General features: G+C 62.0%; 11 protein-coding genes and 1 tRNA gene. 8 read left to right on the top strand and 4 right to left on the bottom strand.

Going from position 1 to position 12,491, the window contains the following annotated elements; translation table 11 throughout:
• Window positions 1–120: 120 nt before the first annotated feature.
• Window positions 121–1,056: a LysR family transcriptional regulator gene (locus tag NKH57_RS03740; protein ID WP_352941810.1), complete on the bottom strand. Its 936-nt coding sequence runs from the start codon at window positions 1,054–1,056 to the stop codon at window positions 121–123.
• A gap of 92 nt (window positions 1,057–1,148) precedes the next feature.
• Between NKH57_RS03740 and NKH57_RS03735 the strand changes: the two genes are divergently transcribed.
• On the top strand, window positions 1,149–2,225 hold the full coding sequence (locus NKH57_RS03735) for an alpha/beta hydrolase (RefSeq protein WP_352728276.1): 1,077 nt from the start codon (window positions 1,149–1,151) through the stop codon (window positions 2,223–2,225).
• Between the two features lie 102 nt (window positions 2,226–2,327).
• Here the strand turns inward: NKH57_RS03735 and NKH57_RS03730 are convergent.
• Window positions 2,328–2,404: transfer RNA gene (locus tag NKH57_RS03730), tRNA-Arg, on the bottom strand.
• A 313-nt stretch (window positions 2,405–2,717) separates the two neighbouring features.
• Complete coding sequence (locus NKH57_RS03725; protein WP_352941807.1) at window positions 2,718–4,211, bottom strand: ATP-binding protein; 1,494 nt, start codon at window positions 4,209–4,211, stop codon at window positions 2,718–2,720.
• Window positions 4,212–4,489: 278 nt separating this feature from the next.
• Between NKH57_RS03725 and rpmH the strand changes: the two genes are divergently transcribed.
• From rpmH to yihA, 5 genes are all read left to right on the top strand, one after another.
• Window positions 4,490–4,624, top strand: coding sequence for a 50S ribosomal protein L34 (gene rpmH, locus NKH57_RS03720; protein WP_008833937.1), 135 nt, complete (start codon window positions 4,490–4,492; stop codon window positions 4,622–4,624).
• A gap of 16 nt (window positions 4,625–4,640) precedes the next feature.
• Entirely contained in the window at window positions 4,641–4,994 is a 354-nt protein-coding gene (rnpA, locus tag NKH57_RS03715) for a ribonuclease P protein component (RefSeq protein ID WP_023761357.1), read from the top strand.
• A gap of 14 nt (window positions 4,995–5,008) precedes the next feature.
• Window positions 5,009–6,823 carry a membrane protein insertase YidC gene (yidC, locus tag NKH57_RS03710; RefSeq protein WP_352601787.1) on the top strand — a complete coding sequence of 605 codons (1,815 nt, stop codon included), beginning with the start codon at window positions 5,009–5,011 and terminating at the stop codon, window positions 6,821–6,823.
• Between the two features lie 519 nt (window positions 6,824–7,342).
• Window positions 7,343–7,981, top strand: a complete 639-nt coding sequence (locus NKH57_RS03705) for a CatB-related O-acetyltransferase (RefSeq protein ID WP_352941804.1) — start codon at window positions 7,343–7,345, stop codon at window positions 7,979–7,981.
• A complete protein-coding gene (yihA, locus tag NKH57_RS03700; RefSeq protein ID WP_352728280.1) occupies window positions 7,978–8,637 on the top strand; it encodes a ribosome biogenesis GTP-binding protein YihA/YsxC in 660 nt (219 codons plus the stop codon). The genes NKH57_RS03705 and yihA overlap by 4 nt, the downstream gene beginning before the upstream one ends.
• 56 nt (window positions 8,638–8,693) lie before the next feature.
• Here yihA and NKH57_RS03695 read toward each other — a convergent pair whose 3' ends face one another.
• On the bottom strand, window positions 8,694–9,428 hold the full coding sequence (locus NKH57_RS03695; RefSeq protein ID WP_352941801.1) for a TetR/AcrR family transcriptional regulator: 735 nt from the start codon (window positions 9,426–9,428) through the stop codon (window positions 8,694–8,696).
• A 127-nt stretch (window positions 9,429–9,555) separates the two neighbouring features.
• Between NKH57_RS03695 and NKH57_RS03690 the strand changes: the two genes are divergently transcribed.
• Window positions 9,556–10,758, top strand: coding sequence for an HlyD family secretion protein (locus NKH57_RS03690; protein ID WP_352728284.1), 1,203 nt, complete (start codon window positions 9,556–9,558; stop codon window positions 10,756–10,758).
• 22 nt (window positions 10,759–10,780) lie between these two features.
• Window positions 10,781–12,373 (top strand): DHA2 family efflux MFS transporter permease subunit, encoded by a 1,593-nt coding sequence (locus NKH57_RS03685; protein WP_352601779.1) that lies wholly within the window; start codon window positions 10,781–10,783, stop codon window positions 12,371–12,373.
• The last annotated feature ends 118 nt before the right edge of the window (window positions 12,374–12,491 follow it).

Here is a 12,491-nt window from a genome sequence, read left to right as displayed (position 1 = left end):
TCAGCCGTTCGCCGTGGAAGCAGCCGTGAGCGGCCAAGAGCCGCCGGAATCACTACGACGATCCAGATTGGTGCCTGAAAAGCGACGTGCAACCAGGGGATGCAGGGTAGGCTCGCTGGTCTATCTCTGATGCGGGTTAGGACGGCGCTCATGATCAAAGTCGGCGGCAATTGCACGTGTCGTCTCAACGAAGTCGCGAAGTGCACGTCGGGCGCCTCGCGGTCGCCACGCGACGGCAAGTTCCCAAGCGAGATCATCCGCGGCATCGGTAAGCAGAACAAAAGCGACACCATCCACCTGCATTGTGCGAGCGCCCTCGGGCACAAGCGACACACCCAGTCCAGCCGCGACCAGACTTAGAATAGTGTGCATCTGTCGTGCCTCCTGTGCGATGCGCGGCAAGAAGCCGGCGCGACGGCAGGCCTGGGTGATCCGGGCGTGCAGGCTCGGCCCCTGGCGATACGGGAAGAGGATGAACGGTTTCGACGCCAGGTCGGCAATGCGGCATTCGCCCCATGTCGAGAGTAAGTCGGTTGATGACACCGCAACCAACAGACGGTCGCGGTGCATCGTCTCATTCTCCAGTCCGTCTATCGCCTTGAGAGGTGGATGAAGGAACCCGAGGTCGACGGCGCCTCTCTCAAGGTCAGCGAGCTGCGCGTCGGTAGGTCGCTCGTCGAGACGGATTGTGGCGTCCGGCCAAGTTCGTCGAAATGCCCGGATGGCGGCGGGAAGCACACGATAGAGGGCCGCAGACACAAAGTTGATGGAGAGTTCCGCCAAGTCGTCTGAAGCGGCGCGACGAGCCATGCGAATCGCCTCTTCGGCCTGGATGAGGGTCTGGCGCGCTTCCTCCAAGAACACCCGGCCCGCCGCAGTCAGGCTGACGACACGTCGGGTACGCTCGAAGAGTGGGAAACCGAGATCTGCTTCTAACCGCTTGATAGCCTGGCTGAGCGGCGGCTGAGCCATGCCGAGGCGGACTGCCGCTCTGCCGAAATGAAGTTCCTCGGCCACGGCCACAAACTGCCTCATCCGAAGAAGATCGACTGTCATACCTAAAAGGTCTCAATATAGATCGCGTTGATATTGGATCATGTCTCGGTCGGCCACAATATGGGGAGGGAATGACAACGTGGAGAATATCGATGCGATTGAGAACCGTCACAACGGCCGCTGCTGCATCCCTTTTTGCAGCATCGTCTGTATCGGCCGAAATCAGGCGCGAAGACTTCCAGGTCACGACAGATTATGGAGTTCAGCTCGCCGTTCGGGAGGTCAGCGACACGAAAGCGGGCGGAGGCAAACCGCCGGTAATCTTGGTGCATGGCGCGCGCGTACCCGGGATTGCCTCGTTCGACCTACCGGTGCAGGGCGGCTCGCTCGCAGCTGACCTGGCGCGCGCGGGGCACCGTGTGTTCGTGATGGACGTGCGAGGCTATGGCGGTTCGAGCCGTGCCGGGCAGGACGGGAGCGCGGACGGCGATCCGCTTGCTAATTCCCACGAGGTCATGCGCGACATTGGCGCGGTCGCCGACGCGGTCGAGCGGCGCGCCGGCAACAGGCAGGTAGCGCTCCTCGGCTGGGCGACTGGTGGTCACTGGAGCGGAATGTACGCTGCCCTCAATCCTGAGCGGGTCAGCCACCTCGTTTTCTACAACAGCCTATATGGCGGCACGCGCGGGCACCCCTTGCTCGGACCTGACGGCGAGAACGCCGATCCCGCCGATCGCACGCGTTTCAATGTAGCGAAGTTTGGCGCCTACCGCCTGAACACGGCCGCATCGCTCCTGCCATCCTGGGATCGCTCGATACCGATCGAGCACAAGGCGGATTGGCGCGATCCCGCTGTCGCAGAAGCCTATCAGGAGGCAGCACTCGCTTCAGACCCGACGTCAGCTCAGCGCAATCCCGCATCGTTCCGGGCACCCTCCGGAGCTATGGAAGACAGCTTCTATCTGGCGTCCGGACGTCAGCTCTGGGACGCGGCCGCCATCACGGCGCGCGTGCTGATTGTCCGTTCCGCCAACGATTTCTGGAGCCGTCAGCAGGACGTCACGATGCTCCAGCGTCATCTGATCAACGCCGAAGACCTGCGCGCTATCACGATCCGGGACGCGACGCACTACGTCCACCTCGATCGGTCCGAACGCGGGCGTGCCCAGTTCCTTGCGGCCGTCATCGAGCATCTGTCCCAGACGACCGGTGGAGAAGTGCAGCAATGAACAATTCAACCTTTAGGACTTCAATCGATCGTCGCACGATACTGACTGGCCTCGCAGTGCTCGGGGCAATGGATCGCAGGAAATCGTGAAGTCGGCTGGGGATGGCGCGCCCGAAGAGATTCGAACTCCTGACCCCCAGATTCGTAGTCTGGTGCTCTATCCAGCTGAGCTACGGGCGCGCATCAGGCCATGCTTTCCATGACCCCGCGATCCGATCGTGAACGACCGGCCGCGACGAGACGTGTTCCCTAGCGACTGAATTTCGGAAAAGCAAGCCGATCCGGCAAAAGTTTTGTCGCAGGCGTGTCATCCGGCAATGATGGCCCGTTTCCCAGCGCCTCAAAACCACCAAAGCGCATCGTGTCCGGGCGGCCACAAGTGATGCGCTTCCGATGCATCACGTCCGCCCAAAGCCGGAGACGCCTTCGGGTGACATGTTTCTGCAAGGAAAGGAGGAAAGATCGGTCGCCGGGGCAAAACAGCGCCGATCCGTCATGCCGGGCGGCGCAGGCCGTTGCTGCGGGCCTGGTCGAGCCGTGCCGGCTGGTCGGGAATGGTGACCGCGAATGTGGTGCGCCCGCCAATGCTCTCGACCAGCTCCACCGTGCCGCCATGCGCCCGGATCAGTTCGTGCGCAATCGCCAGTCCAAGGCCGGTGCCGCCGCTGCGGGCCGAGCCGCGGAACGCCGCGAACAGGTTCTCCCGCGCCTTGGGCGGCAGCCCCGGTCCGGTATCGCTGACGGCGATGCGGCTGACACTGCCGAGGCGCACGGCCGACACCGCCAGGCGGCGCACCAGGGCGCTTTCACTGTCTGCTGCCATCGCCTGCACGGAATTCCGGCACAGATTGGTGAGCACGCGGAACAGCTGATCGGAATCAGCGTCCACCTCGAAGGTCGGCTCGACGGAATTGACGAACTCGATGCCCTGCCCGATGTCGAGCAGGCCGTGCACGTCCTCGACCAGCTGGCGCAGCCTCAAGCGTCGGCGCGCCGGTGGCGGCTCCTGCGTGCGGCCATAGGCGAGCACGCCTTCGGAATAGGAGACGGCTCGGTCGAGCGCGCGCAGCAGTTTCGGCGCGAAGGCCTGCACGGTCGGGTCCTTGACCTGGCGCAGGCGGTCCGACATCAGCTGCGCCGAGGCCAGGATGTTGCGCATGTCATGGTTGATCTTGGAGACGGCAAGGCCGAGGTCGGCAAGGTGCTTCTGCTCGGAGAGCATTTTTTGCAGCCGTTCCTGCATCTGCGACAGTTCGCGCTCGGCAACGCCGATCTCGTCGGCGCGGGCGGCCGGGTGGATGATGCGCCCCGGATCGTCGGGGGCTTCCGAAAAGGACAGCATCGAGCGCGTCATCGTCCGGATCGGGCCGATCATGATCAGGTCGATCGCGGCATAGACCAGCATTGCGGTGAACAGCGAGATCAGCAGCGAGACGAAGGCGACGTTGCGCGAGTATCGCAGCATCGCATTGCGCAGGCTGTTATCGGGCATGATCAGCTCGAACTCCTTGTCCGAGTCACCGACAGGCCCGAAAACGCGCAGCATCCGGTCGCCGCCGAAAAACAGCGTGTCGAGTGCACCGGTCATGCCCTTGATCATGCCGATGCCGGCGATATCGATGTGTTCGTCGACCTTCGGCGGCATTTCGGCCACCACCAGCAGCCGCGAGACGCCGCCGTCGCGCACCGCGATCGCCTTGGCGCCGATCGCCATCAGCACGTCGTTCTGGGCCGTACGTGACAGCGAGGTTGGCTCACCCTGCACCAGCACGATCGACACTGCCGCCGCCGTGCTCAGCCGCTCCTTCAGCCAGTTCAGCCGGTAGCTGGCGATCCAGGGCAGGAAGATCAGCACTTCGGCCAAAAGCACGAAAACGATGGTGAGCAGCAGCAGCTTGGTCGACAGGCCGCGCGACAGCGGCACCGTGCGCACGGCGATTGGCGCCGCCGTGCCGGTCCCTTCCTGCGCCTGTATGGTTTCGCTCATGCGGTCCATGTCTTCACAATCACTTGATCAACGCAGATTAGGCGATTACGGCTTTCTTGCCAATTTCATCCTTGTCGGAAACATAAACCGGCCTGAACGACGACAGGCTTCCGCCCGACGACTCCGGATTGACTTCCAAAAGCCTTCTTTCTATAAGCCCGCACACGCTCGGGCCATTCGTCCCGGCGCGGTTTCGATCGCGCCGAAAACGGCCCGGCAAAGCTCCTGTTACACAGTGACAGAATCAAGAAGGGCCGCACCCCGCGGTATTAAAACAAATGAAGCGTACCTACCAACCGTCCAAACTCGTCCGCAAACGTCGGCACGGCTTTCGTGCCCGCATGGCCACCAAGGGTGGTCGCGGCGTCGTCGCAGCTCGCCGCAATCGCGGCCGCAAGCGGCTCAGCGCCTGAACGGAAGACGAGATCGTTGCCCGCAACCGGCAAGCCAGTGGGACCAAATCCCCAGCGGCTTCTGAAGCGCGCGGAATTTTTGGCCGTCCGTCGTGGTGAAAAGCGACGTGGGCGGCTTTTTCTCGTTGAAGTTCTCGACCGCGGCGATGGCCTGTCGCCGCGCGTCGGTTACACCGTCACCAAGAAGGTCGGCAATGCGGTTATCCGCAACCGCGTCCGGCGGCGGCTGCGAGAAGCCGTCCGTACACACGCTGCATGTGACATGGCGCCTGGCAATGACTATGTCATCGTCGGGCGCGAAGACGTACTTACCATTCCGTTCGGCCAGTTGAAGGCCGAACTCTCCCGCCGACTGCGCGGAACACGATAGGCCAAGGGCTTTCGATGGAAAACAACCGGAATTTCTTCATCACCATCGCATTGTCGGTGCTGATCCTGGCCGTATGGCAATATTTTTACGTGTTGCCGCGCAGCGAGCAGCAGCGCGAGGCGGCCCGCGTCGAACAGCAGCGCATCGAGGAGCAGAAGAAGGCCGCCCAGGGCACCAATCCCGGCACCGACACCGGAACGCCCGCTGCTCCTGGCGCCATTCCGAACGCACCCGGCACCGATGCCGTGACGCCGGCCGGCCGCGAACAGGCTCTGGCCACGACGACCCGCGCCAAGATCGATACGCCGAGCCTCGAGGGTTCGATCAACCTGACTGGCGCCCGTCTCGACGACCTCAAGCTCAAGCATTACACCGAGACGGTCGACAAGAACTCGCCCGAGATCAGCCTGCTCAACCCGGCGGCACTCCCCAATGGCTATTATGCCGAGATCGGCTTCGTCGGCAACGACAAGACCGGTGCGGTGCCTGGTCCCGAGACTGTATGGACCGTCGACGGCAATGCGACACTGACGCCGACGACGCCGGTCACCCTGACCTATTCGAATGACAAGGGCCTGACCTTCAAGCGCACCTTTTCCGTCGATACCAACTACATGTTCACGGTTTCCGACACGGTGCAGAATGCGGGCACGGCTGCCGTCTCGCTGTCCAACTACGGCCGCGTCACCCGGTTCGACAAGCCGCTTGTCGCCAGCACCTATGTGCTGCATGAGGGCTTGATCGGCTTCACCGGCACCGAAGGCCTGCAGGAACACAAATACGCGTCCATCGAAAAGGACAAGCAGGCCACGCCGGGCAAGTCGACCGATGGCTGGCTTGGCATCACCGACAAATACTGGGCGGTGACGCTGGTGCCGACGGAGAAGCAGCCGTTCCAGCCGCGCTACGCCTATTTCGAGGACGGCCGCCACCGCTACCAGTCCGATTTCCTGACCGATCCGATCACAGTCGCCGCCGGTCAGTCGGCGACGGTGGAGAGCGAAATCTTCGCCGGCGCCAAGGAAGTCGCCAAGATCAATGCCTATGCGGAAGACCGTCACATCAAGCGGTTCGACCTGTTGATCGACTGGGGCTGGTTCCACTTCATTACCAAGCCGATGTTCTGGCTGATCGACACGCTCTACAAATTCTTCGGCAATTTCGGCCTGGCGATCCTCGCCACCACCGTCATCGTCAAGGCCATCTTCTTCCCGCTCGCCAACAAGTCCTATGCGTCGATGGCGAACATGAAAAAGGTGCAGCCGAAAATGCTCGAAATCCGCGAGAAATACGCGGACGACAAGATGAAGCAGCAGCAGGCGATGATGGAGCTGTACAAGACCGAGAAGATCAACCCGCTCGCCGGCTGCTGGCCGGTGGCGCTGCAGATCCCGGTCTTCTTCTCGCTCTACAAGGTCCTTTACATCACCATCGAGATGCGGCACGCGCCGTTCTTCGGCTGGATCCAGGATCTGGCGGCACCCGATCCGACCTCGATCTTCAACCTGTTCGGCCTCGTTCCGGTCACGCTGCCGCACATGCTGATGATCGGCGTCTGGCCGCTGATCATGGGCGTTACCATGTTCCTGCAGATGCGCATGAACCCGACGCCGCCGGACCCGACGCAGGCGGCCATCTTCACCTGGATGCCGGTCATCTTCACCTTCATGATGGCGGGTTTCCCGGCCGGCCTCGTCATCTACTGGGCCTGGAACAACACGCTGTCGATTCTCCAGCAGGGCGTGATCATGAAACGCCAGGGCGCCAAGATCGAGCTGTGGGACAATCTGGTTGCGCTGTTCCGGAAGAAACCGTCACCGGCGGAATAGCAGGCGCTCTTTTTGCGGACTCAAGAAGCCTCGGGTTCACACGCCCGAGGCTTCTTCGTTGGTGGACATCCCATTTCGACCGATTTCCAATATCCGGCGAAACTTTGGCCGCCACGCCTCGTAACTGCGTATCACTATTCCCTACGGCATGGGTTTGGTGCGCACCACCGCGTTTTTTCGCGACGCTGACAAGATAGTGTTGCCAAGACGGCTTCCGGCGCAAAGGCGCCGGTGTTTGGGAGGCCGTAGCGGCAGACCGGGGTCCTGTTGGCCTCCACGGGGCCCCGGTTCTTTTGCTTGGACTCGAAGATTCTGTGGGCTTTGGCTGTCGAAGCAGATGAACGCCGGCTGCTCCGGGGATCGTCGACCTTGCCTGTGTGCGGCAGCAAATGAGCAATGCCGCCATGGAAAGCTCGCTCGTCAGCCGATTGGTGCTATAGGGCGGATCACGCTATTTTTGAACGGGCGCGTGCGAACTTCGCTCTGCGCCAGGCGGCCAATTCTTTGATGGACTTCGACATGGACGGACCCAACCCAGACATCAAGCACCCGATCCCGATGTATACCCGCGTCGGCTTCCTCAAGGCACTGGTGAACGCGCCGAATATCGAAATCGGCGATTACACCTATTATGACGACCCCGGCGGGCCGGACAAATTTGCTGAAAAATGCGTCCTGCATCATTATCCGTTCATTGGCGACAAGCTCATCATCGGCAAGTTCTGCGCCATCGCCGAGGGTGCGCGCTTCATCATGAATGGCGCCAACCACGCAATGTCCGGCTTTTCGACCTACCCGTTCAACATTTTCGGCCATGGCTGGGAAAGGGGTTTTGACCCGGCGACCTGGTCGAAGGAGGTTCGTGGCGACACGATCGTCGGCAACGACGTCTGGATCGGCATGGAGGCGGTGATCCTGCCCGGGTTGGAAATAGGTCATGGTGCCATCATCGCCGCGAAATCGGTGGTGACGCACGACGCCCCGCCCTATGCAATCGTCGCCGGCAACCCGGCCAAGGTGGTTAAGATGCGTTTCGACGACCGCACGATCAGGCGGCTGCTGGCAGTGGCGTGGTGGGACTGGCCGGTGGACAAGATCAGCCGCAACCTCGACGCTATCCGGGGTGCCAATATTTCTCTTCTGGAGGCAGCAGCTTGAACACTCTGAACAGCAGCACGATCGGCACCGAACTGTTTACGCGGGGATGGGTATTCATTCGCGGCGTGCCGGCAATGAAATTCCTGCCGCCGGAAGGGCCGCCGGAAATCGCCTTTGCCGGCCGCTCGAATGTCGGCAAGTCGTCGCTGATCAACGCGCTGGTCAACCAGAAGGGGCTGGCCCGTACCTCCAACACGCCGGGACGCACGCAGGAGCTCAACTATTTCGTGCCGGACGGTTTTTCGGGCGAGGGCGCAGACCTGCCGCCCTTGGCGCTTGTCGACATGCCGGGTTACGGCTACGCCACGGCACCGAAGGAGAAGGTAGACGAGTGGACCAAGCTGGTCTTCGACTATCTCAAGGGCCGCGTCACGCTGAAGCGGGTCTATGTGCTGATCGACGCCCGACACGGCATCAAGGCCAAGGACGATGAAGTGCTGTCGCTGCTCGACAAGGCGGCCGTGTCCTATCAGATCGTGCTGACCAAGACCGACAAGATCAAGGCTGCCGGCGTGCCGCGGCTGATCGAGGAGACGCTGGCAAAGATCAAGAAGCGGCCGGCAGCGTTTCCGTTCGTTCTGGCGACATCTTCGGAAAAGGCCGAGGGCCTGCAGGAATTGCAGGCCGCGATAGTGCTTGCGGCCAATGGCGGATAGAACAATTCCCAAAGCGCATAGCGCCTTCCCTTAGGAATTGCGCGGAAACAAAAATGCTAAGGCTTGGCCTCGATGGCAATCGTCTGATGGCTTTCTTCCGCCACGAGCCTTTCGGTGCCGTAAGCCTTCAGGAACATGCTGACGCCTGACGTGACGATGTGGTCGATCTCGTCCTGCGACGGGGCCTTGGTTCGGTAGGCGAAGATGCACTGGCGGAACAGACTGGCCAAGCACAGTTCAGTGAACTGATAGGCGGCGAGATCGACATCATCGATCCGCAACAGGCCGCGCTCGATGGCAGCATTGAGAAAGGCCACGACCTTGTCGTGACCGCGCTTGGGTCCACGTTCGTAAAAACGCGCGCCCATGTCGGGAATCCGGTCGGATGCGCCGATCACCGTACGCTGTGCCTGGATGACCTTGGCTGATGTGATCTTGAGCGCCAGCACCTTGCCGAACTTCACCAGTGTCTGGCGAAGGTCGTCGGATTTCTCCAGCATGTCGTACATGTTCTTGAAGATGCTGCCGCGCTCTTCCTCGATCAGCGCTTCGAACAGCTCTTCCTTGTTGGCGAAGTAGACATAGATCGTGCCCTTGGAGACACCGGCCTCGCGGGTGATGTCGTTCATCGACGCCGCTTCGAAGCCCTTGTCGATGAAGACACGCCGGGCGCCATCGATGATCTGGCTACGCTTGACCGGGTCCTGCCCTGCCGCCGGGCGACCACGGCGCAAGCTGTCCAGCAGATCGCCACACGGGTCGGTTTTGACGTTGGGCAGAGTCTCGGCCATAAAGGTCACACCTCGAAAATAATTCGAACCATCCGGTTCGATTGCACTTGATATGGTCCTCTTTACGCGCTATGTCAACGTCCGGATCGAACCGAACGGTTCAGTACTATTACATTAGAGAGATGTCATGTCCTCGAACGCGCCAACATCAGCCGAAGTCCGTCCCTTCCCCAACGCCAAGGTCGCGCCGGCGACGGAAGCACCTGAAATACCAGTCCAGCCCGCGGTATCGCCACCGCCGACAGAGGCTCCGGCCAAGAAGAAGCGCTCGGTGCGCTCCTTTCTGCTGCCCGTCATCGGCGTTGCCTTGCTGGGTGCCGGCGCCTGGTACGGTTACGACTATTGGACCACGGGCCGCTTCATGATCTCGACGGACGATGCCTATGTACAGGCCGATATGGCGTTCATATCGCCCAAGATTTCCGGCTATGTCGATCAGGTCAAGGTCGGCGAGAACCAGCTGGTCAAGGCCGGTGACCCACTGCTCGTCGTTGATGATGGCGACTATAAAATAGCTGTCGCCCAGGCCGAGGCGCAGATGGCCACGTTGAGCAAGACGCTCGACCGTATCGACGCCCAGACCGAAGCGGCGCGCGCCTCGTTGCAGCAGGCCCAGGCGCAGAAGGTCGCCGACCGTGCCTCTGCCGACAATGCGGCCAAAGTCGCGGCGCGCGCCTCGCAGCTGCTCAAGACGCATGTCGGCACGCAGGCGCAACTGGACGACGCCCAGACGGCAGTCCAGCAGGCCGACGCAGCCCTTGTCGGCGCCGACGCGCAGATCGCCGCGGCGCAGGCCAATATCGGCGTGCTGCAGGCGCAGCGCGCCGAATCGGCAAGCACGCTCGCATCCTTGCAGCTCAGCCACGACAAGGCCCTGCGGGATCTTTCCTTCACCGTACTCAAGGCGCCTTACGACGGTGTCGTCGGCAACCGTTCCGTGGAGCAGGGCGATCTCGTCAGCCCCGGCCAGAAGCTTGCCGTCATCGTGCCGATGGACAAGCTCTACATCGTCGCCAACTTCAAGGAGACGCAGCTTGCCCGGCTGGTGCCCGGTGAGAAGGTCAAGATCTCGGTCGATGCGACCGACGGCCAGGACTTCGAGGGAACCGTCTCGTCGCTGGCGCCGGCTTCCGGTGCCGTGTTCTCGCTGCTGCCGCCCGAAAACGCCACCGGCAACTTCACCAAGGTCGTGCAGCGCGTTCCGGTCCGCATCGACGTACCCGCCGACGCGCTGAAGAGCGGCAAGCTGCGCGCCGGCCTCAGCGTCGTCGTCGCCGTCGACAGCCGCACCGCCCCCGCCGCGTCGGCGTCAGCCGCCGCGTCGAACTGAGCGGCCGCCGGGGAGCAATGCCATGGCAACCGCAACCCTGACAGCAGGAGCGCCGCCGGCAAGGCCGGCTGTGCCCGACACCATCTCGACACGGCGCGTCATCGCTTTCCTGGCGATGGTATTCGGCATGTTCATGGCCATCCTGGATATCCAGATCGTCTCCGCCTCGCTGGCCGAGATCCAGGCCGGCCTGAGCGCCAGTTCCGATGAAATTCCGTGGGTGCAGACCGCCTATCTGATCGCCGAGGTGGTGATGATCCCGCTGTCGGGCTTCCTCAGCCGGATGCTGTCGACGCGCGTGCTGTTCACGATTTCGGCGGCGGGTTTTACCGCTGCCAGCGCCCTTGCCGCGACCGCCACCAACATCGACCAGATGATCGTCTACCGCGCCGTCCAGGGCTTCATCGGCGGCGGCATGATCCCGAGCGTCTTCGCTGCCGCCTTCACCATCTTCCCGCCGTCGCGCCGCGCCGTGGTGTCGCCGATGATCGGCCTGGTGGCAACGTTGGCGCCGACCATCGGCCCGACGGTCGGCGGCTATATCAGCCATGCAATGTCCTGGCATTGGCTGTTCCTGGTCAATGTCGTGCCCGGCATCCTGGTGACGACGGCGGCCTGGACGCTGATCGACTTCGACAAGCCCAATCTCAAGCTGTTCAGCAAGTTCGACTGGTGGGGTCTCGCCGGCATGGCGGCCTTCCTGGGCTGCATGGAATATGTGCTTGAGGAAGGACCCAACAACGACTGGCTGCAGGACCAGGGCGTCTTCATCTGCGCCATTGTCATGACCATTGGCGGGGTGCTGTTCTTCTGGCGCGTGTTCACGGCCGAAGAGCCGATCGTCGACCTGAAGGCCTTCACCAATATCAATTTCGCCTTCGGCTCGCTGTTTTCCTTCGTCATCGGCATCGGCCTCTACGGCCTGACCTATCTCTACCCGGTGTTTCTCGGGCGCATCCGCGGCTATGATTCGATGATGATCGGCGAGGCGCTGTTCGTCAGCGGACTGGCGATGTTCTTCACCGCACCGATCTCGGGCATCCTGTCGAACAAGATCGACCCGCGGCTAATGATGATGATCGGCTTTTTCGGCTTCGCCACCGGCACTTGGTGGATGACGCATCTGACCGCCGATTGGGATTTCTACGAGTTGCTCATCCCGCAGATCCTGCGGGGCTGTTCGATGATGCTGTGCATGGTGCCGATCAACAACATAGCGCTCGGCACGCTGCCGCCGGAGCGGTTGAAGAATGCGTCCGGCCTGTTCAATCTCACCCGCAACCTTGGTGGCGCCGTCGGCCTCGCCCTGATCAACACGGTGCTGATCGACCGCAATGCCTTCCACTTCGCAAGGCTTTCCGAGCATGTGCAATGGGGCAGTGAAGCCGCGCAGTCCAAGCTGCAGAACATGACGCTCAATTTCGAGCAGACCCCCGGCCTGAACGCGACAAATGCCGCGATCTCCAAGCTGTCGGGCATGGTCCATCAGCAGGCGTCGCTGCTGTCCTTCATGGACGTGTTCTTCATGCTGACGGTGCTGTTTGCGACGCTCGGGCTGTTCACCATGCTGATCCGCAAGCCGGTCCCCGCCGGCGGCGGCGGTGGCGGGCACTGATTCCGGAGCAAGTCCAGGAATAGTAAAAGGCGGTTTTCCGTCAGGAATTGCGACAAAGATACGTGGGCAGCGTTTCGGGAAGCTCCTCCAGTCCACGCCCGAAAAGCTCTGACCGCGA

The sequence above is a fragment of the Mesorhizobium sp. M1050 genome, from assembly GCF_040318715.1.
Classification (GTDB): Bacteria; Pseudomonadota; Alphaproteobacteria; order Rhizobiales; family Rhizobiaceae; genus Mesorhizobium.
The sequence above is the reverse complement of the archived record's forward strand: the minus strand, read 5'-3'. Positions and strand labels throughout refer to the sequence as shown.